General features: G+C 59.2%; 23 protein-coding genes and 1 other RNA gene. 17 read left to right on the top strand and 7 right to left on the bottom strand.

Annotation, left to right across the window (positions count from 1 at the left end; all coding sequences use genetic code 11):
* The 4 genes from KGB07_RS11760 to KGB07_RS11745 form a co-directional block, all read left to right on the top strand.
* Nucleotides 1-707: group II intron maturase-specific domain-containing protein (locus tag KGB07_RS11760; protein WP_263290417.1), on the top strand; the 707-nt coding region annotated here is incomplete at its 5' end.
* 180 nt (nt 708-887) lie between these two features.
* Complete coding sequence (locus KGB07_RS11755) at nt 888-3,626, top strand: LuxR C-terminal-related transcriptional regulator (RefSeq protein WP_223465455.1); 2,739 nt, start codon at nt 888-890, stop codon at nt 3,624-3,626.
* Nucleotides 3,627-3,712: 86 nt separating this feature from the next.
* Nucleotides 3,713-4,354: an MBL fold metallo-hydrolase gene (locus KGB07_RS11750; protein ID WP_046041899.1), complete on the top strand. Its 642-nt coding sequence runs from the start codon at nt 3,713-3,715 to the stop codon at nt 4,352-4,354.
* A 103-nt stretch (nt 4,355-4,457) separates the two neighbouring features.
* Nucleotides 4,458-5,198, top strand: a complete 741-nt coding sequence (locus KGB07_RS11745) for an OmpA family protein (protein WP_046041900.1) — start codon at nt 4,458-4,460, stop codon at nt 5,196-5,198.
* Nucleotides 5,199-5,466: 268 nt separating this feature from the next.
* Here KGB07_RS11745 and KGB07_RS11740 read toward each other — a convergent pair whose 3' ends face one another.
* Nucleotides 5,467-5,901, bottom strand: a complete 435-nt coding sequence (locus tag KGB07_RS11740) for a YhcB family protein (RefSeq protein WP_046041901.1) — start codon at nt 5,899-5,901, stop codon at nt 5,467-5,469.
* A 144-nt stretch (nt 5,902-6,045) separates the two neighbouring features.
* Here KGB07_RS11740 and KGB07_RS11735 point away from each other — a divergent pair, with 144 nt between their 5' ends.
* The 3 genes from KGB07_RS11735 to zapE all read left to right on the top strand — a co-directional run bounded on the left by KGB07_RS11735 (nt 6,046) and on the right by zapE (nt 9,240).
* Nucleotides 6,046-6,675: an alpha/beta hydrolase gene (locus tag KGB07_RS11735; RefSeq protein WP_046041902.1), complete on the top strand. Its 630-nt coding sequence runs from the start codon at nt 6,046-6,048 to the stop codon at nt 6,673-6,675.
* A gap of 24 nt (nt 6,676-6,699) precedes the next feature.
* The gene (locus KGB07_RS11730; protein WP_046041903.1) at nt 6,700-8,055 is read left to right on the top strand and encodes a tryptophan--tRNA ligase; all 1,356 of its coding nucleotides are present in this window, start codon (nt 6,700-6,702) and stop codon (nt 8,053-8,055) included.
* A gap of 90 nt (nt 8,056-8,145) precedes the next feature.
* Nucleotides 8,146-9,240: a cell division protein ZapE gene (zapE, locus tag KGB07_RS11725; protein ID WP_046041904.1), complete on the top strand. Its 1,095-nt coding sequence runs from the start codon at nt 8,146-8,148 to the stop codon at nt 9,238-9,240.
* 194 nt (nt 9,241-9,434) lie between these two features.
* Here zapE and KGB07_RS11720 read toward each other — a convergent pair whose 3' ends face one another.
* Nucleotides 9,435-10,355 (bottom strand): GlxA family transcriptional regulator, encoded by a 921-nt coding sequence (locus KGB07_RS11720; RefSeq protein WP_172435333.1) that lies wholly within the window; start codon nt 10,353-10,355, stop codon nt 9,435-9,437.
* Between the two features lie 221 nt (nt 10,356-10,576).
* Between KGB07_RS11720 and KGB07_RS11715 the strand changes: the two genes are divergently transcribed.
* Nucleotides 10,577-11,713 carry an acyl-CoA dehydrogenase family protein gene (locus KGB07_RS11715; protein ID WP_046041911.1) on the top strand — a complete coding sequence of 379 codons (1,137 nt, stop codon included), beginning with the start codon at nt 10,577-10,579 and terminating at the stop codon, nt 11,711-11,713.
* 123 nt (nt 11,714-11,836) lie between these two features.
* Here the strand turns inward: KGB07_RS11715 and KGB07_RS11710 are convergent, their stop codons facing one another.
* Nucleotides 11,837-12,877, bottom strand: a complete 1,041-nt coding sequence (locus KGB07_RS11710) for an NADP(H)-dependent aldo-keto reductase (protein ID WP_223465453.1) — start codon at nt 12,875-12,877, stop codon at nt 11,837-11,839.
* 245 nt (nt 12,878-13,122) lie between these two features.
* On the opposite strand from KGB07_RS11710, the gene rplM reads away from it, so the two are divergent.
* The 7 genes from rplM to KGB07_RS11675 all read left to right on the top strand — a co-directional run bounded on the left by rplM (nt 13,123) and on the right by KGB07_RS11675 (nt 18,012).
* Nucleotides 13,123-13,551, top strand: a complete 429-nt coding sequence (gene rplM, locus KGB07_RS11705) for a 50S ribosomal protein L13 (protein WP_007917032.1) — start codon at nt 13,123-13,125, stop codon at nt 13,549-13,551.
* Nucleotides 13,552-13,565: 14 nt separating this feature from the next.
* On the top strand, nt 13,566-13,958 hold the full coding sequence (gene rpsI, locus KGB07_RS11700; RefSeq protein ID WP_003228056.1) for a 30S ribosomal protein S9: 393 nt from the start codon (nt 13,566-13,568) through the stop codon (nt 13,956-13,958).
* 269 nt (nt 13,959-14,227) lie between these two features.
* Complete coding sequence (gene petA / locus KGB07_RS11695; protein ID WP_046041913.1) at nt 14,228-14,821, top strand: ubiquinol-cytochrome c reductase iron-sulfur subunit; 594 nt, start codon at nt 14,228-14,230, stop codon at nt 14,819-14,821.
* A complete protein-coding gene (locus KGB07_RS11690; RefSeq protein ID WP_008016686.1) occupies nt 14,821-16,032 on the top strand; it encodes a cytochrome b in 1,212 nt (403 codons plus the stop codon). Before petA ends, KGB07_RS11690 begins: the two co-directional genes overlap by 1 nt.
* Nucleotides 16,032-16,814, top strand: coding sequence for a cytochrome c1 (locus tag KGB07_RS11685; RefSeq protein WP_046041914.1), 783 nt, complete (start codon nt 16,032-16,034; stop codon nt 16,812-16,814). Before KGB07_RS11690 ends, KGB07_RS11685 begins: the two co-directional genes overlap by 1 nt.
* Before the next feature lie 150 nt (nt 16,815-16,964).
* Entirely contained in the window at nt 16,965-17,582 is a 618-nt protein-coding gene (locus KGB07_RS11680; RefSeq protein ID WP_007939828.1) for a glutathione S-transferase N-terminal domain-containing protein, read from the top strand.
* A gap of 16 nt (nt 17,583-17,598) precedes the next feature.
* On the top strand, nt 17,599-18,012 hold the full coding sequence (locus KGB07_RS11675) for a ClpXP protease specificity-enhancing factor (protein WP_007998247.1): 414 nt from the start codon (nt 17,599-17,601) through the stop codon (nt 18,010-18,012).
* Between the two features lie 51 nt (nt 18,013-18,063).
* Here KGB07_RS11675 and KGB07_RS11670 read toward each other — a convergent pair whose 3' ends face one another.
* From KGB07_RS11670 to KGB07_RS11655, 4 genes are all read right to left on the bottom strand, one after another.
* Nucleotides 18,064-18,642 (bottom strand): BON domain-containing protein, encoded by a 579-nt coding sequence (locus KGB07_RS11670; protein WP_046041915.1) that lies wholly within the window; start codon nt 18,640-18,642, stop codon nt 18,064-18,066.
* Complete coding sequence (locus KGB07_RS11665; RefSeq protein WP_028624534.1) at nt 18,639-19,232, bottom strand: phosphoheptose isomerase; 594 nt, start codon at nt 19,230-19,232, stop codon at nt 18,639-18,641. The genes KGB07_RS11670 and KGB07_RS11665 overlap by 4 nt, the downstream gene beginning before the upstream one ends.
* Before the next feature lie 104 nt (nt 19,233-19,336).
* On the bottom strand, nt 19,337-19,699 hold the full coding sequence (locus KGB07_RS11660) for a YraN family protein (protein WP_046041917.1): 363 nt from the start codon (nt 19,697-19,699) through the stop codon (nt 19,337-19,339).
* Entirely contained in the window at nt 19,699-21,510 is a 1,812-nt protein-coding gene (locus tag KGB07_RS11655) for a penicillin-binding protein activator (RefSeq protein ID WP_046041918.1), read from the bottom strand. Before KGB07_RS11655 ends, KGB07_RS11660 begins: the two co-directional genes overlap by 1 nt.
* Nucleotides 21,511-21,687: 177 nt before the next feature.
* On the opposite strand from KGB07_RS11655, the gene rsmI reads away from it, so the two are divergent.
* Together rsmI and rnpB are read left to right on the top strand one after the other, a co-directional pair.
* A complete protein-coding gene (rsmI, locus tag KGB07_RS11650; RefSeq protein ID WP_162130270.1) occupies nt 21,688-22,593 on the top strand; it encodes a 16S rRNA (cytidine(1402)-2'-O)-methyltransferase in 906 nt (301 codons plus the stop codon).
* A 75-nt stretch (nt 22,594-22,668) separates the two neighbouring features.
* An RNA gene (gene rnpB, locus KGB07_RS11645) (RNase P RNA component class A) lies at nt 22,669-23,022 on the top strand.
* The last annotated feature ends 444 nt before the right edge of the window (nt 23,023-23,466 follow it).

Here is a 23,466-nt window from a genome sequence, read left to right as displayed (position 1 = left end):
AAGGGACGCCGCAAGGCGGCCCGCTCTCGCCGTTGCTGTCGAATATCCTGCTCAACGAACTTGATCGTGAATTGGAGCGGCGGGGCCATCGCTTCGTGCGGTATGCCGATGACGCGAACATTTATGTACGCAGTCGTCGCGCAGGTGAACGGGTGATGGCCAGCGTTGAGCGTTTCCTGAGCGAGCGCCTGAAACTGACGCTGAACCGGGAAAAGAGCCGAGTAGCCGGGTCGTGGATGTGTGATTACTTGGGCTATGGGATGAGCTGGCATCAACAGCCGAGACTAAGAGTGGCAACGATGAGTCTGGATCGCTTACGCGACCGACTTCGAAGCCTGCTGCGCACAACGCGAAGCCACAAAGTGGCGAGCGTCATCGAGCGGATAAACCCCGTACTGCGCGGTTGGGCTGGCTATTTCAAGCTGAGTCAGAGCAAGCGGCCACTTGAGTATCTTGATGGCTGGGTGCGTCACAAACTTCGCTGTATCATCTGGCGCCAATGGAAGCAGCCCTCGACGAGGGCGCGCAACTTGATGCGTCTAGGGCTCAACGAAGCTCGTGCTTGTCACTCAGCATTCAACGGTCGAGGCCCTTGGTGGAATTCGGGAGCACCCCATATGAATCAGGCGCTGCCGAAGAAACTCTGGGATCGACTCGGGCTGGTCTCAATACTGGACACGATAACCCGGCTTAACCGCTTAACCTGAACCGCCGTATACGGAACCGTACGTACGGTGGTGTGAGAGGACGGCGGATGTAAATCCGCCTCCTACTCGATGTAGACTTTTTGTAGCCATTTGTAGCAATTACCTTCATTCCCTATCCGTTTACGGCTAGTCTGCGGACATCTGCAACGCCGCCACCCGCAATTCAAACAAGAGCCGGCTATGACTGATTTGTCTACATCCCCAGGTTCTGCAAACATTGCTGTCGCAACACTCGACGGGCGCTTCTTCCGCCCGCCGTTGCCCGACGGCCATGTGCTGCGTCCACGTTTGTGCGAGCGCCTGAGTGCCGGGCTCGGTGGCAGGTTGCTGCTGGTCAGCGCACCGGCAGGGTTCGGCAAGAGTTCGTTGGCGGTAGAGTTTTGTCAGGGCTTGCCGGCACACTGGCAAAGTCTCTGGCTGGGCTTGAGTCCGCGAGACAGTGACCCGGGGCGTTTTCTCGAGCGCTTGCTCGAAGGCCTTCAGGACTATTTCCCGAACCTGGGCAGGCAATCCCTCGGGCTGTTGAAAATGCGCCAGCGCCATCAGCCTTTCGCATTCGAAGAATGGCTGGACGGCCTGCTCGACGAGTTGGCCGAACACCTGTCCACCGCGACGCCATTGCTGCTGGTGCTGGATGATTACCATCTGGCCCAGGGGCCAGTGCTGGATCGTTGCCTGCAATTTTTCCTCAACCATCTTCCCGATGGCTTGCTGGTGATGGTCACCAGTCGCCAGCGTCCCGATTGGCATCTGGCGCGGCTACGGCTGTCGCGGCAATTGCTTGAGTTACATGAACAGGATCTGCGCCTGACCCACGACGAAGCGTTGAGCCTACTCGACCGACACAGCAGTTCCCTGCGCGGAGAGGCACTGGAAAACCTGATCCAGCGCAGCGAAGGTTGGGTCGCAGGGTTACGTTTCTGGCTGCTGGCCGCCTCGGAGGCGGGCACCGATGGCGCACTGCCGCAATCGTTGCACGGCGGGGAAGGGCTGATCCGCGATTACCTGCTCGAAGAAGTCATCGATTGCCTGCCCGCCGAGGTCCAGTCGTTCCTCTATGACACGGCGCCCCAGGAACGTTTTTGCAGCGAACTGTGCGACGCCGTTCGCGACGCCCATGACAGCGGGGAAATCCTGCGCTTCCTGCTCGCCCACCAAGTGTTCCTGGTGCCACTGGATGAACATGGCCACTGGTATCGTTACCACCACCTGTTTTCCGATCTGTTGCGCACGCGCCCGACTTCCCAGTCGATGGTGCCGGCCGCCAGCCTGCACCTGCGTGCCTGCCGCTGGTTCAATGCCCAGGGCCTGCTCGATGAGGCCGTGGAGCAGGCCTTGCGTGCCGGTCACCTGGATGTCGCGGCCAACCTGGTGCAGAACCTCTCCGAAGAGCAACTGCTGGCCGAGCAGAACGTCGGCATGTTGCTGCGCTGGAAAATGGACTTGCCTGACAGCTTGCTGATCAGCACACCGCGACTGATCGTGCTGTATAGCTGGGCGCTGGGGATGGCATGCCAACTGGATGCCGCGGAAGAACTGGCCAGCCATTTGAGCCGTTTCCTGCCCGCTCCGTCGGCCACCGCCCAGAAGTCGATGCTGGCCCAATGGCTGGCGTTGAGCGGCATCATTGCCCGTGGGCGCGGCAACCGCGAACTGACGCTGCGGTACTGCGGCGAAGCGTTGGAAAGTCTTCCGTCCAAGCGTTACGGACAACGCCTGATGTGCCTCTCGACCCTGTCTAACCTGGCCATTGCCGACGGTGATTTGTGGCGGGCGCGGGGATTGAACCGCGAATCGCTGGAGCTGGCGCAACGGGTCGGCAACCCCTTGTTCGAAGCACTGGCACATTACGACCGCGCCCGGGTGCTGCAAGCGCGCGGGGAAATCTGTCGGGCGCTGGAAGAGGTCCGTCAGGGAATGCAGCGCCTGCAGAGCTTGCCTGCGCAACGGCTGTATGCGGTTCGAGCCCGGCTGACCTTGTACGAAGGCTTTTTGCTGGCCCTGCGCATGCAGCCACAAGCGGCGCGGGTGCGATTGCAGACCGGTTTGAGCGAGGCGCGTGCCTGCCGTGACATCAGCGTGCTGATCGGCCACTGCGTGATTGCCAGGCTGGAAGGCAGTAGCGGCGAATTCGCCAAAGCCTTTGCCGAACTTGCCGAAGCCGAACGGCTAATGCACATCTGGGATGTGCCACCGATCTACTACCTGGCCATGATCACCCTGGTCAAATGTGAACTCTGGCTAGCCCAGGGGCGCACCGATCTGGCCGAAGCCTGGCTGGCGCGCCTGGGGCAGACCTATAACGGCGAAAACGGGGCGGCACCACCGGAATTCCACCCGCAATTGCCGCTGCATATCGAATTGCAACAAGCACTGCTCGACGTCATCCAGGGCCAACCGATGCTGGCCGAAGGGCGTTTGAATGCGCTGCTCGAACATGGTCAGCAAAGCGGTCGGCAGATGCTCAGTGCCATGGCGCTGACCCAGAAAGTGGCGTTGTTGCTGGGCAGCGGACGGGAGCCGGAAGCACGCAAGGCGCTGGCCCAGGCGCTGGACGCCGCCGGCGGAGGGGTACTGCAACCCTTTGAGGGCTTGCTTGCCGAGCACCCGGACTGGCTGCGTGGGCAGCTTCAAAACTGTCCGCCAACCCCCGTCTCCCTGAGCCTCAGTGAAAAACTGCCGGCACTGGCTGCCCGTCCCGGGCTGGAGTCCTGCGCGGTCGCGGAACAGCTCAGCACCCGGGAAATGGCAGTCCTGCGATTGATCGCCCAGGGCTGTTCGAACCAGGAAATCAGCGATCAGCTGTTTATTTCCCTGCACACGGTCAAGACCCACGCCAGCCACATCAATAGCAAGCTTGGAGTCGAGAGGCGTACGCAGGCGGTGGCGCGAGCCAAGGAATTGGGGGTGCTGGGTTAAGGATTTTTCACGTTACACATCGCGGCCATTGGCTGGATACTCAATTGTGCGAAAATCGTTCGTCCCCGTTTATCGAGCAGGCTCCGATGTCCCAGCACCCCGCCCTCATCCGCGAAACCTTCCCCGTCGGTCCTTTGCAGTGCAACTGCACGATCATCGGCGATCCGGTAACGAAAAAGGCCATCGTCGTCGATCCGGGTGGCAATCATGAGCTGATCCTGGCGCGGCTCGACGCCCTGGGTCTGAAAGTGGTCAGCATCATTCACACCCACGCGCACCTCGATCATTTCCTGGCTTCCGGCCAACTCAAGGAGAAAACCGGCGCGACCCTGCATTTGCACAAGGAAGACCAGTTCCTGTGGGACAACCTGGAAATGCAGTGCCAGATGTTCGGTGTTCCCTATACCCCGGTGCCGTCCCCGGATCGCTGGCTGGCCGATGATGAAGAGCTGGCCTGCGGCTGTGGCGTGGCGCTGCACACGCCAGGTCATACGCCGGGCTCCATGAGCTTCTGGTTTTCCGAGGCCAAGCTGTTGATTGCCGGTGATACGCTGTTTCGTCGTGGCGTCGGACGCACGGATTTGTGGGGCGGCGACCAGGCGACCATCGTGCGCTCGATCAAGCAGCGGCTGTACACCCTCGACGAAGACGCGACCGTGGTGACCGGGCATGGTCCGGATACCCGCCTGGGCGACGAAATGCGCGAGAACCCCTTTGTTCGGGGCTGATTTGTAACATTCGGAATTTTTACCCGTTAACGTGATCCAACGCCCGCAAAGGCTGATGCCTTGGTCCGTTGCACCACAGAATGCAAAAAAGTAGGAGCTTTACATGTTCACCACGCGTCGTTTGATTATTCTCGCTACGGCTGTGGCCGTTTTGTCCGGTTGTGCTTCGCCTAACCCATACGGCGGTCAGGGCCAGGCTCAGGGCCAGACGGATAGCGGCTCCGAAGGCATGAGCAAGACCGCTAAATACGGTGGCTTGGGCGCTCTGGCCGGTGCGCTGGCTGGTGCTGCGATCAACCACGATAACCGTGGCAAGGGCGCATTGATCGGTGCAGCAGTGGTTGGTGCTTCCGCCGCCGGCTACGGCTACTACGCCGATCAGCAAGAGAAAAAGCTGCGCGCCAGCATGGCCAACACCGGTGTTGAAGTGCAGCGCCAGGGCGACCAGATCAAGCTGATCATGCCGGGTAACATCACGTTCGCTACCGATTCGGCGAACATTGCCCCAGGTTTCTACCAGCCGCTGAACAACCTGGCGGGCTCGCTGAAAGAGTTCAACCAGAACCAGATCGAGATTGTCGGCTATACCGACAGCACTGGCAGCCGCCAGCACAACATGGACCTGTCCCAGCGTCGTGCCCAGAGCGTGGCAACCTACCTGACCTCGCAAGGTGTCAGCGGTGCCAACCTGAGCGCTCGCGGTGCCGGCCCGGATGGCCCGGTTGCCAGTAACGCTGACGTCAATGGCCGTGCGCAGAACCGCCGTGTAGAGGTCAACCTCAAGGCGATTCCTGGCCAGCAGTATGGTGGTCAGCAGCAAGGTCAGGTTCAGCAGTACCCTTGATCGTCTGATTGAACCCCAGGTGTAAAAAGCCCGCTCGATCCTAACCAGATCAGGCGGGCTTTTTTGTACCGTCAGTTCTGGCCCCATCGCGAGCAGGCTCGCTCCCACAGGGGATCTTCTTTGGTCGTAGAGGTTGTGTCCGCTGAAGATCAATTGTGGGAGCGAGCCTGCTCGCGAATAGGCCAGTACAGTCAACGAAGAACGCAGAAACAAAAAAGCCCCCGGACAAGTGAATGTCCGGGGGCTTTTTGCTACGCGCGAAAGCTGATTACTTCTTCAGGCCGTAGTGCTCATCGAGCATGCCAGGCGAGTTCGGGGATTTGGGAGCGTAGTCGCGTGGCGGCTCCTGATCGCGCGGTGGCGTCAGGCGCTCACGAGGTGCCTGCGCCGCGTCGGCGTGCAGGGAGGCCAGCAGGCGTTGGCGAGTCTGTTCGTCCAGGGCCAGGCGGTTGGCGCCCTCGGCGAGATGGTCCTGCACTTCCTGATAGCTCTGAGTCAGTTTCTTGACCAGTGTCGCGGTGCTGTTGAAGTGGGTCACCACCTCGTTCTGATAACTGTCGAAACGTTCCTGAATATCGTCCAGCTGACGCTGCGTGCGGCTGGGCGCGGCGTTCGGAGCAACGCGAGCGATCAGGAACCCAATGGCGACACCCACAACCAGGGCAAGAGTCGGTAACAACCAAACTAAGAGCGAGTGTTCCACGAGTCCTTCCTCTATAAACGGCTTTGCTTTACGTTAACGGCTCGAACCTGCGCTGTATACCGCGATTCACTCGCAATAGACAGCCACAGACAATTTGCTAGACGAGTCGACCCGATTCGAGGTCACGGAGTTCCTTCCTTGCTTATGCGTGAAACCCCTGTAGTGATTGATGGCCCGGTGGGTCAACTGGAAGCACTGTACCTGGACAATGAGCAGCTGCGTGGCCTGGCGCTCATCTGCCATCCGAACCCGGTGCAGGGCGGCACCATGCTCAACAAAGTGGTCTCGACCCTGCAGCGCACCGCGCGTGATGCCGGTTTGATTACTTTGCGCTTCAACTACCGTGGAGTCGGCGCCAGCGAAGGCACCCACGACATGGGTACCGGTGAAGTCGATGATGCCCAGGCTGTGGCCGAGTGGTTCCGGGCCAAACACCCGGAATTGCCGCTGACCCTGTTCGGTTTCTCCTTCGGTGGATTTGTTGCAGCAAGTCTCGGTGGACGTCTGGAAGCGAAGGGCGAACAGCTCAAGCACCTGTTCATGGTCGCGCCGGCGGTCATGCGCCTGGGCGATCAGGATCAGCTGCCGCAACAGGGCGAACTGACCCTGATCCAGCCGGAAACCGACGAAGTGATCGATCCGCAGCTGGTTTACGAATGGTCCGACAAGCTTGAACGTCCCCATGAGCTGCTGAAAGTGGCAGAATGCGGGCACTTTTTTCATGGCAAGCTGACCGATCTCAAGGATCTGATCCTGCCGCGTCTCTCGAATTGATTGCAGTCTGACAAGCGATTACCCATGACGACTCGTACCCGTATCCTCACCGGCATCACCACCACCGGCACGCCGCACCTGGGCAACTACGCTGGCGCCATCCGCCCGGCGATCGTCGCCAGCCGCGACAGCAATGCCGATTCGTTCTACTTCCTGGCCGACTACCATGCCCTGATCAAGTGCGATGACCCGCTGCGCATCCAGCGCTCGCGTCTGGAAATCGCCGCGACCTGGCTGGCCGGTGGCCTGGATGTCGACCGCGTGACCTTCTACCGCCAGTCCGACATCCCGGAAATCCCTGAGCTGACCTGGCTGCTGACCTGCGTTGCCGCCAAGGGCCTGCTCAATCGCGCCCATGCCTACAAGGCTTCGGTGGATAAGAACGTCGAGACCGGTGAAGACCCGGACGCCGGCATCACCATGGGCCTGTACAGCTACCCGGTACTGATGGCCGCGGACATCCTGATGTTCAATGCGCACAAGGTGCCGGTCGGTCGTGACCAGATCCAGCACGTGGAAATGGCGCGGGACATCGGTCAACGCTTCAACCACCTGTTTGGCCAGGGCAAAGAGTTCTTCACCATGCCCGAGGCGTTGATCGAAGAGAGCGTCGCCACGTTGCCGGGCCTGGATGGCCGCAAGATGTCGAAGAGCTACGACAACACCATCCCACTGTTCAGCAGCGCCAAAGAGATGAAGGACGCGATTTCGCGGATCGTCACCGACTCCCGCGCGCCGGGCGAAGCCAAGGATCCGGATAACTCGCACCTGTTCACCCTGTTCCAGGCGTTCGCCACCCCGGCGCAAGCCGACGAGTTCCGCAGCGAACTCTTGCAGGGCCTGGGTTGGGGCGAGGCGAAGAATCGTCTGTTCCAGCTGCTGGACAGCGAACTGGGCGAATCCCGCGAGCGTTATAACCAGCTGATCGAGCGTCCGGCGGATCTGGAAGACATCCTGCAGCACGGCGCGAAAAAGGCCCGTTCGGTAGCGACGCCGTTCCTCAACGAACTGCGTGAGGCGGTGGGCCTGCGCTCCTTCGTTGCCCAGACCCAAGTGGCGGCGACCACCAAGAAGAAAGCCGTGAAGGCTGCGCGTTTTGTCAGCTTCCGTGAAGACGACGGCAGTTTCCGCTTCCGTCTGCTGGCGGCCGATGGCGAACAACTGCTGCTGTCGCGCAACTTCGCCGACGGTAAAACCGCGGGGCAGGTGACCAAGCAACTGCAAGCGGGCCAGGATCTGGACGTGCGCAGTGAAGGCCTGGGCTTCAGCGTCTGGCTGGAAGGCGATTGCGTTGCCGACAGCCCGGCCTTTGCCGACAGCGCCGTGCGTGACGCTGCCATCGAAGCCTTGCGCATCGCCCTGACGCCGGTTCAGGAATAAACAACGGTTCGGCCCGACCAAGGGCCGATTGCCATTCCTCGGGGCCGTCGCTACAGTGTCGGCCCGTTTTTGTTGCCTTGCTAACGAATTATGACGCCCCTAGAACGATATCAAGCTGATCTGAAACGCCCGGAATTCTTCCATGACGCCGCACAGGAAACTGCCGTGCGTCATTTGCAGCGCCTTTACGACGACCTGGTCGCGGCCGAGCAAAACAAGCCGGGCCTGCTGGGCAAGTTGTTTGGCAAGAAGGATCAGACCCCGGTCAAGGGCCTGTATTTCTGGGGCGGCGTAGGTCGCGGCAAGACTTACCTGGTGGACACCTTCTTCGAAGCGCTGCCCTTCAAGGAAAAGTCCCGTACGCACTTCCACCGCTTCATGAAGCGCGTGCACGAAGAGATGAAGACCCTGAGCGGCGAGAAAAACCCGCTGACCATCATCGCCAAGCGTTTCGCCACCGAAGCCCGGGTCATCTGCTTCGATGAATTCTTCGTTTCCGACATCACCGACGCCATGATCCTTGGCACCCTGATGGAAGAACTGTTCAAGAACGGCGTGACCCTGGTCGCGACGTCGAACATCGTGCCGGACGGCCTGTACAAGGACGGCCTGCAACGCGCGCGCTTCCTGCCGGCCATTGCGCTGATCAAGCAGAATACCGAGATCGTCAACGTCGACAGCGGCGTGGACTATCGTCTGCGTCACCTCGAACAAGCCGAGCTGTTCCACTATCCGCTCGACGAGGCCGCCAACGAAAGCCTGCGCAAGAGCTTCCGGGCGCTGACGCCGGAATGCACGGCGGCGGTCGAAAATGACGTGCTGATGATCGAAAACCGTGAAATTCGTGCCGTGCGCACCTGCGATGACGTGGCCTGGTTCAACTTCCGCGAACTGTGTGACGGTCCACGCAGCCAGAACGATTACATCGAGCTGGGCAAGATCTTCCACGCCGTGCTGCTCAGCGATGTCGAGCAGATGAGCGTCACCACCGACGACATCGCTCGACGCTTCATCAACATGGTCGACGAGTTCTACGACCGTAACGTGAAGCTGATCATTTCTGCTGAAGTCGAGCTTAAAGACCTGTACACGGGTGGCCGCCTGAACTTCGAGTTCCAGCGAACCCTCAGCCGACTGCTGGAAATGCAATCCCACGAATTCCTGGCCCGGGCGCACAAGCCGTAGGACGATTCGGAAAATAAAAAAGGCCTGCGATTGCAGGCCTTTTTTGTGCGCTGACGAAACCCTGCAGGTTCTTCGCAACTCCGTGTGGAGCGGGCTTGCTCGCGAAGGCGTCGTGTCAGTTGATACTCTTTTTGCTGACACTCCGCTTTCGCGAGCAAGCCCGCTCCCACATTGGAAAATTGTTGGCCTGAGGCCTACGCCGCCTGCTGAAACTGCTGCCGATACTGGTTCGGTGACAACTCCGTGTGCTGGCGGAACAGGCGTGCGAAAAAGCTCGCATCGTCATAGCCAACTTCATAGCTGATGGTCTTGATGCTCTTGCGGCTGCCGGACAGCAAGCCCTTGGCGGTTTCGATGCGCAGGCGTTGCAGGTAATGCAATGGCTTGTCGCCGGTGGCGGTCTGGAAGCGGCGCATGAAGTTGCGGATGCTCATGCCGTGCTCGCGGGCGACGTCCTCGAAACGGAACTTGTCGGCGAAGTGTTCTTCGAGCCAGTGCTGGATCTGCAGGATGATCACGTCCTGGTGCAGCTTCTGCCCGCCGAATCCAATCCGTCCTGGTGAATAGCTGCGCTGCACTTCATAGAGGATGTCCCGGGCCACGGCCTGGGACACGTTGGCGCCGCAGAAGCGCTCGATCAGGTAAATGTACAGGTCGCATGCCGAGGTGGTGCCGCCGGCGCAGTACAGGTTATCGGCGTCGGTCAGGTGCTTGTCCTGATTGAGCTGGACCTGGGGGAAGCGTTCGGCGAAGGCATTGAAGAAGCGCCAGTAGGTGGTCGCTTCCTTGCCATTGAGCAGCCCGGCTTCGGCCAGCCAGAAAACACCGGTGGCCTCGCCGCACAGTACGGCGCCGCGGGCATGTTGCTGGCGCAGCCAGGGCAGGACTTGCGGATAACGTTTGCAGAGGCTGTCGAAATCGTCCCAGAACGCGGGAAGAATGATGATGTCGGCGTTTTCCAGCCCGCCATCCACCGGGATCATCACATCGCTGAAGGTGTTGACCGGTTTGCCGTCGGGGCTGACCAAGCGGGTTTCGAACGCCGGTGTCAGGCCCTGGCCCAGCTGTTTGCCGTAGCGCAGGCTGGCGAGGTGGAAGAAATCCTTGGCTTGCATGAGGGTGGAAGCGAAAACCCGGTCGATGGCCAGGATGCTGACGCGCCGCAGGGGCGTGGAGGCTTGGTTAGACATAATTCAACTTTATTTTTATAGGGGGAAGTGGTCACCAGACGGCTGGATCGTCTTATTTTTTGTCGGATGTGTCCAGTGTCCTGTATCGGAAGCGAGGCATAGTCTCTGAAGGTCAACTCCTTCTAAAAACAAAGAAAAGGTGCCGCATGATCCCCAGAACCCTGTTCAGTTCCGAGCACGAGCTTTTCCGTGACAGCGTGCGGACGTTCCTCGAAAAAGAGGCGGTGCCGTTCCATGGGCAATGGGAAAAACAGGGCTATATCGACCGCAAGCTGTGGAACAAGGCGGGGGAGGCGGGGATGCTGTGTTCGCACCTGCCGGAAGAGTACGGCGGCCTGGGGGCGGACTTTCTCTACAGTGCGGTGGTGATCGAAGAAGTGGGGCGACTGGGCCTGACCGGCATCGGTTTTTCCCTGCACTCGGACATCGTGGCGCCGTACATCCTGCATTACGGCAGTGAAGCGCTGAAGCATAAATACCTGCCGAAACTGGTGTCCGGCGAGATGGTTACCGCAATCGCCATGACTGAGCCGGGCGCCGGTTCCGATCTGCAAGGGGTGAAAACCACGGCCGTGCTCGATGGCGATGAGTACGTGATCAACGGCTCCAAGACATTCATCACCAACGGCTACCTGGCCGATCTGGTGATCGTCGTCGCCAAGACCGATCCGAAGGCCGGCGCGAAGGGCACCAGTCTGTTTCTGGTGGAAGCCAATACGCCGGGCTTCGACAAGGGCAAGCGCCTGGAGAAAGTCGGGATGAAAGCCCAGGACACCTCGGAGCTGTTCTTCCAGGACGTGCGTGTGCCCAAGGAAAACCTGCTGGGGCAGGCTGGGATGGGCTTTGCCTACCTGATGCAGGAGTTGCCCCAGGAGCGCCTCACGGTGGCCATTGGCGGGCTGGCTTCAGCGGAAGCGGCGCTGCAATGGACGCTGGACTACACCCGCGAGCGCAAGGCGTTCGGCAAGTCGATCGCGGATTTCCAGAACACCCGGTTCAAACTGGCGGAGATGGCCACGGAAATCCAGATCGGCCGCGTCTTCGTCGACCGCTGCCTGGAACTGCACCTGCAAGGCAAGCTCGATGTGCCGACGGCGGCGATGGCCAAGTACTGGGGCACCGACCTGCAATGCAAGGTGCTCGACGAGTGCGTGCAGTTGCACGGTGGCTACGGGTTCATGTGGGAGTACCCGATCGCGCGGGCGTGGGCGGATGCGCGGGTGCAGCGGATCTATGCCGGCACCAATGAAATCATGAAGGAGATCATTGCGCGGTCGCTTTGAATTTGCGGTGACTGGGCGGACGCTTTCGCGAGCAAGCCCGCTCTTACATTTAATCGAGCTCTCCCAGGGGAATGCGGTCGAATGTGGGAGCGGGCTTGCTCGCGAATGCTGTTTATCTATCGATCAAGGCGCCGGATTCGGGTGATCCTTGTGAATCGCCTCGATCCCTTCCAGCACTTCCTCCGACAGCTTCAAGTCGAAACTGGCGATGTTGCTCTCCAGTTGCTCCATCGTCGTCGCACCAATGATGTTGCTGGTCACGAATGGCTGCTGCGTCACGAACGCCAAGGCCATTTGTGCTGGGTCCAGGCCGTGCTCGCGAGCAAGGGCCACATAACGGCTGCAGGCCGCTTCCGACTGCGGGTTGAAATAGCGGCTGAAGCGGCTGTAGAGGCTCAGGCGACCTTTTGGCGGGCGGGCGCCACCTTCGTACTTGCCCGACAGGAAACCGAACGCCAGCGGCGAATAGGCGAGCAGGCCGCACTGTTCGCGGATGGCGATTTCTGCAAGGCCGACTTCGAAGCTGCGGTTGAGCAGGTTGTACGGGTTCTGGATCGACACGGCGCGTGGCCAGCCTCGGGCTTCGGCCAGGGCCAGGAAGCGCATGGTGCCCCATGGCGTCTCGTTGGACAGGCCGATGTGGCGGATCTTGCCGGCGCGAACCTGCTCGTCCAGCGCTTCGAGGGTGTCTTCGAGCGGGGTCAGGTTGGCTTCGATCTTGTGCTTGTAGCCCAGTTGTCCGAAAAAGTTGGTGCTGCGCTCCGGCCAGTGCAATTGGTACAGGTCGATGTAATCGGTCTGCAGGCGCTGGAGGCTGGCGTCCACCGCTTCGCTGATGTGCTGGCGGTTGTGGCGCAGGTTTTTATCGCGGATGTAGTCGATGGTGTTGCCGGGGCCGGCGATCTTGCTGGCCAGGATCCAGTCGGCGCGGTCACCGCGGCTTTTGAAGTAATTGCCTATATAGCGTTCGGTGGTGGCGTAGGTTTCGGCCTTGGGTGGCACCGGGTACATCTCGGCGGTGTCGATGAAGTTGATCCATGCGCTCTTGGCCCGTTCAATCTGGGCGAAGGCGTCTGCCTCGCTGTTTTGCTCGCCCCAGGTCATGGTTCCGAGGCAGAGGGCACTCACGTTCAGATTGGTCCGGCCTAGCTGGCGATAGTCCATCGGGTGCTCCTTGGGCAAAACAATCATAAAAGCAGGTTGAATTATTTTTCGCAATCTGCATAATTGCGCACCTCTTTCTGCAGTGGAAGTGATGCGCCGCCGCCGAAGAATCTTGCCGTTGAACGGACGCGCCGACCCGAGCCCCCGAAAGCGTCTGTATCCGGCTGCCTTTGACTTGTCAAAGTACGCACTATTCAGTAAGATCCGCCGTCTAATTTACAGGGCGGCCCCTGAGGCTATAAAGAATGAAGACTTTTACTGCTAAACCGGAAACAGTAAAGCGCGACTGGTTTGTCGTCGACGCTGCTGGTCAGACCCTGGGTCGTCTGGCCACCGAAATCGCGAGCCGTCTGCGTGGCAAGCACAAGCCTGAGTACACTCCTCACGTTGACACCGGCGACTACATCGTCGTAATCAATGCTGAGCAGATCCGTGTTACCGGTGCTAAAACCACTGACAAAATGTACTACTCCCACTCCGGTTTCCCGGGCGGCATCAAGTCGATCAACTTTGAAAAGCTGATCGCCAAGGCCCCTGAGCGCGTGATCGAGACCGCGGTCAAAGGCATGCTGCCTAAGAACCCGCTGGGTCGCGACATGTACCGTAAGCTGAAAGTCTATGCGGGCGCTGCACACCCACATACTGCTCAGCAGCCCCAAGAACTGAAGTTTTAACGGAATAGTACATTATGTCGGCGACTCAAAATTACGGCACTGGCCGTCGCAAGACCGCAACCGCACGCGTTTTCCTGCGTCCGGGTACTGGTAACATCTCCATCAACAACCGTTCGCTGGATAATTTCTTCGGCCGCGAAACTGCCCGCATGGTAGTTCGTCAGCCGCTGGAATTGACTGAGACTGTCGAGAAGTTCGACATCTACGTCACCGTGATCGGCGGTGGTGTGAGTGGTCAGGCTGGCGCAATCCGCCACGGCATCACTCGTGCTCTGATGGACTACGACGAGACTCTGCGCAGCGCCCTGCGTAAAGCCGGCTTCGTAACCCGCGATGCTCGTGAAGTTGAACGTAAGAAAGTCGGTCTGCGTAAAGCGCGTAAGCGTCCGCAGTACTCGAAGCGTTAATTCGCTTTCACGTTCAAAAAAAGAACGCCCAGTTTCCTCACGGAGCTGGGCGTTTTTTTATGTCTGCGATTTATCAAAGAATTGCGCTGTGACAACTTGCCACATCCGCAGACGCCCTATACTACAAGGCTTGGGGGTGATGGGCTCCGGTAATTACCTTGTCAGAATTGGGGCTTTTCATTACCATTCGGCAAAATTTTTATAAGTACATAGTTTTACTTAGTAGATGCCTGATTTAACAGGCCACAAAGCTGATGGGAGAGGACTGAATGAGCAATGACGGCGTGAATGCAGGCCGGCGTCGCTTCTTGGTAGCAGCCACATCCGTGGTGGGTGCTGCAGGAGCGGTGGGGGCTGCGGTCCCGTTCGTGGGGTCATGGTTTCCCAGTGCCAAGGCGAAAGCCGCAGGTGCACCGGTGAAAGTGAATGTCAGCAAAATCGAGCCAGGCCAGCAGATGATTGCTGAGTGGCGCGGCCAGCCGGTGTTCATCGTCCGCCGTACACAGGAAATCCTGGGGAATCTGAAGAAGATCGAGGGCCAGCTCGCTGACCCGACCTCCAAGAACTCGACACAACCGACTTACGTTGATCCGGAAACCCGTTCGATCAAACCCGAGGTCCTGCTGCTGATCGGTATCTGCACGCACCTGGGTTGCTCGCCGACCTTCCGTCCCGAAGTGGCACCTGCGGATCTGGGTAAAGACTGGGTAGGCGGCTATTTCTGCCCTTGTCACGGTTCCCACTACGATCTGGCCGGTCGCGTCTACAAGTCGCAGCCTGCGCCTTTGAACCTGCCAGTTCCCCCGCATTCCTATGAGACCGATGAAATCATTATCATTGGCGTCGATACGGAGAAAGCGTGATGAGCAAGTTCATGGATTGGGTTGATGCACGCTTTCCCGCCACCAAGATGTGGGAAGACCATCTCAGCAAGTATTACGCTCCGAAGAACTTCAACTTCTTCTATTTCTTTGGCTCCCTGGCGCTGCTCGTTCTGGTCAACCAGATCGTCACCGGTGTCTGGCTGACCATGAGCTACAACCCGTCGGCGGAAGAGGCGTTCGCTTCCGTCGAATACATCATGCGTGACGTCGAGTACGGCTCGATCCTGCGTCTGCTGCACTCCACCGGCGCTTCGGCGTTCTTCATCGTGGTCTATCTGCACATGTTCCGTGGCCTGCTCTACGGTTCGTACCAGAAGCCGCGTGAGCTGGTGTGGGTCTTCGGCATGCTGATCTACCTTGCGCTGATGGCCGAAGCCTTCATGGGCTACCTGCTGCCATGGGGCCAGATGTCCTACTGGGGTGCCCAGGTGATCATCTCGCTGTTCGGTGCGATCCCTGTCATCGGCAACGACCTGACCCAGTGGATCCGTGGTGACTACCTGATTTCCGGTATTACCCTGAACCGCTTCTTTGCCCTGCACGTGGTTGCCCTGCCGATCGTTATCCTGGGTCTGGTGGTGCTGCACATCCTGGCCTTGCACGAAGTCGGTTCGAACAACCCGGACGGCGTGGACATCAAGAAGCACAAGGACGAAAACGGCATACCGCTGGACGGCATTGCCTTCCACCCGTACTACACCGTGAAAGATATCGTCGGCGTGGTGGTGTTCCTGTTCATCTTCTGCTCGATCGTGTTCTTCTTCCCGGAAATGGGCGGCTACTTCCTCGAAAAGCCGAACTTTGAAGTGGCGAACGCCTTCAAGACCCCAGAGCACATCGCTCCGGTCTGGTACTTCACCCCGTTCTACGCCATCTTGCGTGCGATTCCGGACAAGCTCCTGGGCGTAATCGCCATGGGCGCGGCCATCGCTGTGCTGTTCGTCCTGCCGTGGCTGGACCGTAGTCCGGTCAAGTCGATGCGCTACAAGGGCTGGCTGAGCAAGATCTGGCTCTGGGTGTTCTGCATCGCATTCGTGATCCTGGGCGTGCTGGGCGTATTGGCCCCAACCCCTGAGCGTACGTTGCTGTCGCAGGTATGTACCTTCCTGTACTTCGCCTACTTCATTCTGATGCCGTTCTACACCAGGCTCGAGAAGACCAAACCGGTTCCGGAAAGGGTGACTGGCTGATGAAAAAACTATTTGCTGTATTGATGCTTGCTGCGCTGCCAGTGTTTGCTTTCGCAGCTGAACACGGTGGCCCCGAGCTGGAAAAAGTCGATATTGACGTTTCCGATAAAGCAGCCATGCAGGACGGCGCACGTACGTTCGCCAACTACTGCATGGGTTGCCACAGTGCCAAGTTCCAACGCTATGAGCGTGTTGCCGACGACCTGGGCATTCCCCATGAGTTGATGCTCGAGAAGCTGATGTTCACGGGTGCCAAGATCGGCGACCACATGAGCATCGGCATGCAGCCGGCGGACGCCAAGGCTTGGTTTGGAGCGGCGCCACCGGACCTGACCCTGGTTGCCCGTGTTCGCGGCACCGACTGGCTCTACGGTTACCTGAGGTCGTTCTACGAAGATCCTGCGCGCCCATGGGGCGTGAACAACAAGGTTTTCCCGAACGTGGGTATGCCTAACGTCCTGGCCGGCCTGCAAGGTCGCCAGGTGGTTGGTTGCAAACAGGTTCAGATCGTCGAAGACGGCAAGAAGCAATATGATCCTCTGACTGGTACGGCGCTGACTCATGAAGCGTGCGATCAGTTGACCATCGTGCCGAAAAGCGGTGCCCTGACTGCAGAGCAGTTCGATGAGAAGGTCAAGAATCTGGTAACCTTCCTGGCTTACTCGGCTAACCCGGTTAAGCTGCAACATCAGCGCATCGGTACATACGTATTGTTGTACCTGGCGTTCTTCTTCGTCTTCGCTTACCTGCTCAAGCGCGAATACTGGAAAGACGTGCACTGATAAAGCTTCAAGCTATTGCTGTTAATCGCGCGCGCCCAAGGGCGCCTCTGAAGATGTAGCGAAACTGGTGATCCAGTCGTTACGAGAGGCGCCCTCTGGGCGCGCTCGTTTTTGAGCTTTCGATAATTTCTACAAGCGAGGAGGATCGCCATGGGCGTGACCAATCGGTTGGCCTGTTACTCCGACCCCGCCGACCACTATTCCCACCGAGTGCGCATAGTACTGGCAGAGAAGGGTGTCAGCGCCGAGATCATTTACGTGGAGGCTGGTCGCCAGCCACCTAAACTGATTGAAGTGAACCCTTATGGCAGTCTGCCCACACTGGTCGATCGCGACCTGGCGTTGTGGGAGTCGACTGTGGTGATGGAATATCTGGATGAGCGTTACCCGCATCCGCCGCTACTGCCGGTTTATCCCGTGGCGCGTGCCAACAGCCGCCTGCTGATACACCGCATTCAGCGCGACTGGTGTGGTCTGGTGGATCTGATTCTGGACTCGCGGACCAAGGAAGCGGCCCGTGTCGTGGCTCGAAAAGAGTTGCGCGAAAGCCTGACGGGTGTGTCGCCACTGTTTGCCGACAAACCGTTTTTCCTCAGTGAGGAACAAAGTCTGGTGGATTGCTGCCTATTGCCAATACTCTGGCGATTGCCGATTCTGGGTATAGAACTGCCGCGGCCGGCCAAGCCGCTGCTTGATTATATGGAGCGCCAGTTTGCGCGTGAGGCTTTCCAGGCAAGTCTGTCTGGTGTCGAACGCGACATGCGCTAAGGCTTAAGGAGCCGTTATGAACTCCAGTCGACCTTATCTGGTCCGTGCGCTCTATGAGTGGATTGTGGACAACGATTGCACCCCGCACATGCTGGTCAATTCCGAGTACCCGTCGGTGCAGGTGCCTCAGGGGTTTGCCAGTGACGGACAGATTGTCCTGAACGTATCGCCACAAGCCGTGCGTCATTTGCACATGGATAACGAGGCGGTCAGTTTCGAAGGGCGTTTTGGTGGCGTACCGCACACCTTGTACGTGCCAATTGCTTCGATCCTGGGTATCTACGCCCGGGAGAATGGCCAGGGCATGGTGTTCGATCTGGAATCGCCGATGGGCGAGGACGACGAGATCGAACCGGATGACGATCTTCCGCCACCTGACAGTGAGCCACCGCGTCCAAGCGGTCGCCCCAGTCTGAAAGTGGTGAAGTAATAAAAAAGGCGATCCAGATGGATCGCCTTTTTTATTGCGCGGGATTGCAGGTCAGTCGATGTACTCGAACAACTTCACAATCTTCTGTACGCCGGAAACGCCCTGAACCAGGTTGGTCGCCTGCGCCGCTTCCTGCTTGGTCAGCAGGCCCAGCATGTAGACGATGCCGTTTTCAGTGACAACCTTGATGCGCGAGCCAGGGATGTTCGCATCGGTGAGCATCTGGGCCTTGATCTTGGTGGTCAGCCAGGTGTCGTTCTGGCGTGCCAGCAACGAGGAGGGTGGCAGGACTTGCAGTTCGTTGTGTACCTGTTTCACGCGCTGGACAGCGGCGGCGGCCTGTTCGGCCTTGGCCTTGAGGTCAGCGCGTGGCGTTTGCCCGGCGAGCAGCACGACACCGTTGAAGCTGGTGACGACGATGTGTGAATCCTTATCCAGGGCCGGGTCGGCCTTGGCGACGTTCACACCAACCTTGGTGTCGATCAGGGAATCGTCGATCTTGCTGCCCAGTGTGCGAGTGCCACGGTCATCTTCAATCGGTGCTTCACGGCTGGCGGTCACTACCGAGGTGCAGCCGCTGATGCCGAGGCACAGGGTCAAGGCCAGTAGGCCAAGGCGATTAGGGGTCATTCTTCACTCCCGAACAATTGGCTGTCGATCAAGTCGCAAAGGCAGTGGATCGCCAGCAGGTGGACTTCTTGAATACGAGCGGTGACGTTGGCCGGTACGCGAATCTCGACGTCCTCGGGCAACAGCAGCGACGCCATGCCGCCGCCATCACGTCCCGTCATAGCTACGACAATCATTTCGCGATCATGTGCGGCCTGGATCGCTTGAATTATGTTGGCCGAGTTGCCGCTGGTGGAGATAGCCAGCAGCACATCTCCCGGTTGGCCGAGTGCACGGATCTGCTTGGAGAAGATTTCGTTGTAGCTGTAGTCGTTGGCGATCGAGGTGATCGTCGAGCTGTCGGTCGTCAGGGCGATGGCCGGCAGGCTCGGGCGCTCGCGCTCAAAGCGATTGAGCAGCTCGGACGAGAAGTGCTGGGCGTCGCCAGCCGAACCGCCGTTGCCGCAGGAAAGCATTTTGCCTTCGTTGAGCAGGGCGTTGACCATAACCTGGCTGGCTTGCTCGATGTGCGGTGCAAGTACTTCCATCGCCTGTTGCTTGGTGTCGATACTGGCCTGAAAAAGCTGGCGAATTCGGGATTGCATGTCCATCTGTGTGACCTTAAGTAGCGCGGCTGTTCGGCACGTGAATGTGCAGCCCGCAAAGCAAAGAGCAAAAGTGTTGGGTGATAGTGTCCGGTTCGCAATGCCGGCGATCAGCCGTCGAAGGCATTCTGTAGCCAGTTCAATTGATCGAGGTTGCTGTCGATGGCAATCACGTCGAAGCGGCAAGGGGAATTGGCCCAGCGCGGCTCGCGCTGAAGAAAGTATTGCGCGGCGAAAACCAGTTTTTGCCGTTTGCGCTCATCGATGCTATCGAGCGCGCCACCCCATTGAGTGTTTTTTCTGTAGCGGACTTCAACGAATACTACTGTATCGCCATCTAGCATGACCAGATCAAGCTCGCCGCGTTTACACAACCAGTTCTGCGCCAGCAGGCGCAGACCCTGTTGTTGAAGATGCTCGAGCGCATGGCGCTCGGCATCCTTGCCGCTTTGCTGGCGTGACCTGTCGGGCATCAGCGAGCGGTGTCCGGCAGGCGCTGAACCTGACCATTGGCGAACTCGGCCCATGGCAGCTGGCGCACGACCCGCTGGCTCTGAGACATGCCAAGGCTGCCCGACTCACCGTCGATGCGGCTGTCCGGCAGTGACTTGAGCTGGCCCAGGCGTGGCGCCAGGCGATAAGCGTCAACGCCCATGGCATAGAGGCGCCCCAGGCTGCCGGCGGCTTGTGGCCACTGAGCAGTGACCTGGCGGCGCAGTGGATCATTGGCGTCCAGCAACCATGGCGTCTCGCAGAAGCGAATGCCATTCATGTCGTTGTACTGGTTGACGTCACCGCTGGCGCTGAACACGTGGGAGGTGGCGTAGACTGGAACATCGCCAGCGTACTGGAAGTTCAGGGTCGGTTTGATCTGCTGGGCCTGTTGCGGTGTTGCGGCGAGGAAAATGAACTCGATGTCCTGGCGGCGCGATGGCTGGGCAGCCACTTGCGAGCCAACGGTGCTTTGCAGGCTCTTGGCGCGGCCTTCGCTCTGACGCAGCTGGAACATGTCGGCAATCTGCTGGGCCAACTGGACCGGCTGATCGACGCGTTCGGTGACGACGATGGTGCCGCCATTGGCTTGCCAATCCTGGCTGAACGCCTTGAGTACGCGGTCGCCCCATTCACCTTTCGGCACCATGATGGCTGCGCGATGCAGGCCGTCGGCGCGAGCGCGGCGCGACACTTCGCGGGCTTCGTCTTCGGCGGCAAGGCCGAACTGGAACAGCTGCGCCGGGCCTTGATCGCCCTCGCTGTAATTGAGTGCCAGGGTGGTGATCGGCAATTGCGGGCGAGTGCTCAGCTGTTTGACCAGCGGCTTCTCCAGCGGGCCGACGACCAGTTGCACGCCATCGGCCTGGGCCTTGCGGTAGAACTCATCCATGGACGTCAGGCGCGAGCTGTCATAAAACTCGATGGCAGGTGGTTTCTGCCCGGCCTGTTGGGCCTGGTAGTGAGCGGCCATGAAGCCGTCGCGCAGTGCCTTGCCGACCGAGGCCAGTTGGCCGTCCTGAGGCAGCAGCAGGGCGATCTTGCTCAGGGGCTGGCTGGCCAGCTCCTTGAGTTGGGTTAGTGACTGCGGCAATTGTTTGGCTGCCGGGTGCTTCGGATTCTGCGCGCGCCAGTTATCGATGGCGGCCTGTTGCTGCTCCAGGGTGCCGGCGGATTTCACGGCCAGTGCCAGGGCCATCCAGCCGCCGAGGTCGTCGGTGGTGTTTGGCTGCAACTGATCGGTCGGCAGCGAAGCGATCAGGGTCCAGATGGCTTCATGGTTTTTGCTCGCGGCTTCGCCTTTGAGCATCGGGGCGATGAAAATGCGCTCGCGGGCTGCGGCGAGGGTCTGGCCATCGGCTTCAAGTGCGCGGGCATGAACGGTGCCGGTGCGGACCTGTTGTTCGACGGGCAGTTCACTCAAGCGTTGCATGCTTGGGTGGCTCAAGGCGGCCAGTGCGGCCTTGGGCTGATTGCGGGTCATGGCCAGTTCGGCCGCCAGGGTGTTGGCGAAAACCTGTGGGCCAGGCTTGAGCTGTTCGATCGGAACCTGTTGCAGGATTTGCGCGGACTGGCCGGCATTGCCCTGGTGATAGGCCAGGTCGGCAGCGCTCAAGCGCAGCAGGGCGGCATCTTCCGGTGATTTGCTTTGGGAGGCCTTCTCAAGCAGTTGCTCGATACTGGCGTCCGGTGTCCGTGGAAGTTCGCCAAGGCTGGACGAGGGCGAGCTGGCGCAAGCCGCCAGCAAGGCAGCGAGGCAGAGGGCAGATAACAGCCGCAGGCAAGCGATCATGTAAGCGTTCCTGATACTCGATCAAATTAGCGTGGAATTGTACCCAAGCACTGGCCGGGGCGCGATGTTACTGGCGTGAATCGATCAATTTAGCTGGTGTAAATGTTGCGCCAGCGCACAAACGGTCACCGATACCTCGTTTGCTTGCGGGTATCGTGAGTCTCGCTACGCGCTACAATGGCGACTTTTACCGATCATGAGGTGTGCGCTTTGACTGCTCCAGGTGCTTTGAATTCCGCTGCTGGCTCGCTTTATGTGGTGGCGACGCCCATCGGCAACCTGGATGACATCAGTGCGCGGGCGCTGAAGATCCTGCGTGAAGTGGCCTTGATCGCCGCGGAAGACACCCGTCATTCCCAGCGCTTGATGCAACACTTCGGCATCTCGACGCCATTGGCGGCCTGCCATGAGCACAACGAGCGTGATGAAGGTAGTCGCTTTATCACTCGCCTGCTTGCCGGTGACAACGTGGCGTTGATCTCGGATGCCGGGACGCCGCTGATTTCCGATCCGGGTTATCACCTGGTGCGGCAGGCCCGGGCGGCGGGCATCAATGTGGTGCCGGTTCCGGGTGCCTGCGCATTGATTGCAGCGTTGTCGGCGGCGGGGCTGCCTTCCGACCGTTTCATTTTCGAAGGCTTTCTGCCGGCCAAGGCGGTGGGGCGGCGTGCGCGTCTCGAGCAGGTAAAAGAAGAACCTCGCACATTGATCTTCTATGAGGCCCCGCATCGCATCCTTGAATGCCTGCAAGACATGGAGCTGGTGTTCGGTCCCGAGCGCCCGGCGCTGCTTGCCCGTGAGCTGACCAAGACGTTTGAAACCCTCAAGGGGTTGCCGCTGGCGGAGCTACGCGAGTTCGTCGAGTCGGACAGCAATCAGCAGCGCGGCGAGTGCGTGGTGCTGGTGGCGGGCTGGTCCGCGCCCGAGGAGGAAGGTGCTGTCAGCAGCGAAGCGATGCGCATCCTCAACCTGTTGCTCGAAGAAATGCCGCTCAAGCGTGCGGCGGCGTTGGCGGCGCAAATCACCGGCGAGCGAAAGAATGTGCTGTACCAGATCGCGCTGGATCAGCAGAAGGGCGAGTAAAACCCGACGCATAGGCGTGCTCAATGGCGCTTGGCGCTTGTTCTTCGGGCGCTGTGCCGGTAACCTTCGCGGCGGAGAGTCGATCGGACAGTCGCTGCCCTCTATGAAAATTAGGGGGGGGAGGAAAGTCCGGGCTCCATAGGGCGAAGTGCCAGGTAATGCCTGGGAGGCGTGAGCCTACGGAAAGTGCCACAGAAAATAACCGCCTAAGCGCTTCGGCGCCGGTAAGGGTGAAAAGGTGCGGTAAGAGCGCACCGCACGTCTGGCAACAGTTCGTGGCTAGGTAAACCCCACTTGGAGCAAGACCAAATAGGGTCCCAAGGCGTGGCCCGCGCTGGGACCGGGTAGGTTGCTAAAGATGTCCAGTGATGGCCATCGTAGACGAATGACTGTTCAAGACAGAACCCGGCTTACAGATCGACTCTCCACCTTTTTCTCCTCTCTGCTTAATTTATTGGGCAGAGTGTGTCGGTGGTAGCAATTTCCCTCCTGCACCATCGTCAGCAGAAGCGGTTTTGTGATATCGATTAGCCCGCGCTTGTAGTGATCGCATAAACTCCACGCAGCACCGGTTTCCCTCCTTACACAATCATCCGCAGAACCTCTTTTGTAATACCAAAAAAATCTTACTCTTAATAAATTACTTTAACTTCCGAACGCAGCCTCCCGTGCTGATTCAAGTTATCGGTCAGTTTCATCTGCCGGATTCTCGTTACCTCTCCGTTAATGCTCCTAAATCTCAGTTCTGTAAGGGTTTTCCTTTGCTCCGTGCCTTGACGGTGTGGTGGGCGCATTCCTATAGTGTGCGCAAGTGGCGGAAAGTGGCATGAAGTGGGTTTTTTGAACTCAAAACGCTAGAATTTGGAGAAACGC

It is taken from the genome of Pseudomonas sp. GL-RE-26 (genome assembly GCF_019956275.1).
In the GTDB taxonomy this organism is placed as follows: Bacteria; Pseudomonadota; Gammaproteobacteria; order Pseudomonadales; family Pseudomonadaceae; genus Aquipseudomonas; species Aquipseudomonas grandcourensis.
Note: the sequence above shows the minus strand (reverse complement) of the source record. Positions and strands in the feature narration are given on the sequence as shown.

Coding starts and splice junctions, on each gene's coding strand:
- KGB07_RS11755 (WP_223465455.1), top strand. CDS start 888: ATGACTGATTTGTCTACATCCCCAGGTTCTGCAAACATTGCTGTCGCA.
- KGB07_RS11750 (WP_046041899.1), top strand. CDS start 3,713: ATGTCCCAGCACCCCGCCCTCATCCGCGAAACCTTCCCCGTCGGTCCT.
- KGB07_RS11745 (WP_046041900.1), top strand. CDS start 4,458: ATGTTCACCACGCGTCGTTTGATTATTCTCGCTACGGCTGTGGCCGTT.
- KGB07_RS11735 (WP_046041902.1), top strand. CDS start 6,046: ATGCGTGAAACCCCTGTAGTGATTGATGGCCCGGTGGGTCAACTGGAA.
- KGB07_RS11730 (WP_046041903.1), top strand. CDS start 6,700: ATGACGACTCGTACCCGTATCCTCACCGGCATCACCACCACCGGCACG.
- zapE (WP_046041904.1), top strand. CDS start 8,146: ATGACGCCCCTAGAACGATATCAAGCTGATCTGAAACGCCCGGAATTC.
- KGB07_RS11720 (WP_172435333.1), bottom strand. CDS start 10,355: ATGCAAGCCAAGGATTTCTTCCACCTCGCCAGCCTGCGCTACGGCAAA.
- KGB07_RS11715 (WP_046041911.1), top strand. CDS start 10,577: ATGATCCCCAGAACCCTGTTCAGTTCCGAGCACGAGCTTTTCCGTGAC.
- KGB07_RS11710 (WP_223465453.1), bottom strand. CDS start 12,877: ATGGACTATCGCCAGCTAGGCCGGACCAATCTGAACGTGAGTGCCCTC.
- rplM (WP_007917032.1), top strand. CDS start 13,123: ATGAAGACTTTTACTGCTAAACCGGAAACAGTAAAGCGCGACTGGTTT.
- rpsI (WP_003228056.1), top strand. CDS start 13,566: ATGTCGGCGACTCAAAATTACGGCACTGGCCGTCGCAAGACCGCAACC.
- petA (WP_046041913.1), top strand. CDS start 14,228: ATGAGCAATGACGGCGTGAATGCAGGCCGGCGTCGCTTCTTGGTAGCA.
- KGB07_RS11690 (WP_008016686.1), top strand. CDS start 14,821: ATGAGCAAGTTCATGGATTGGGTTGATGCACGCTTTCCCGCCACCAAG.
- KGB07_RS11685 (WP_046041914.1), top strand. CDS start 16,032: ATGAAAAAACTATTTGCTGTATTGATGCTTGCTGCGCTGCCAGTGTTT.
- KGB07_RS11680 (WP_007939828.1), top strand. CDS start 16,965: ATGGGCGTGACCAATCGGTTGGCCTGTTACTCCGACCCCGCCGACCAC.
- KGB07_RS11675 (WP_007998247.1), top strand. CDS start 17,599: ATGAACTCCAGTCGACCTTATCTGGTCCGTGCGCTCTATGAGTGGATT.
- KGB07_RS11670 (WP_046041915.1), bottom strand. CDS start 18,642: ATGACCCCTAATCGCCTTGGCCTACTGGCCTTGACCCTGTGCCTCGGC.
- KGB07_RS11665 (WP_028624534.1), bottom strand. CDS start 19,232: ATGGACATGCAATCCCGAATTCGCCAGCTTTTTCAGGCCAGTATCGAC.
- KGB07_RS11660 (WP_046041917.1), bottom strand. CDS start 19,699: ATGCCCGACAGGTCACGCCAGCAAAGCGGCAAGGATGCCGAGCGCCAT.
- KGB07_RS11655 (WP_046041918.1), bottom strand. CDS start 21,510: ATGATCGCTTGCCTGCGGCTGTTATCTGCCCTCTGCCTCGCTGCCTTG.
- rsmI (WP_162130270.1), top strand. CDS start 21,688: ATGGCGACTTTTACCGATCATGAGGTGTGCGCTTTGACTGCTCCAGGT.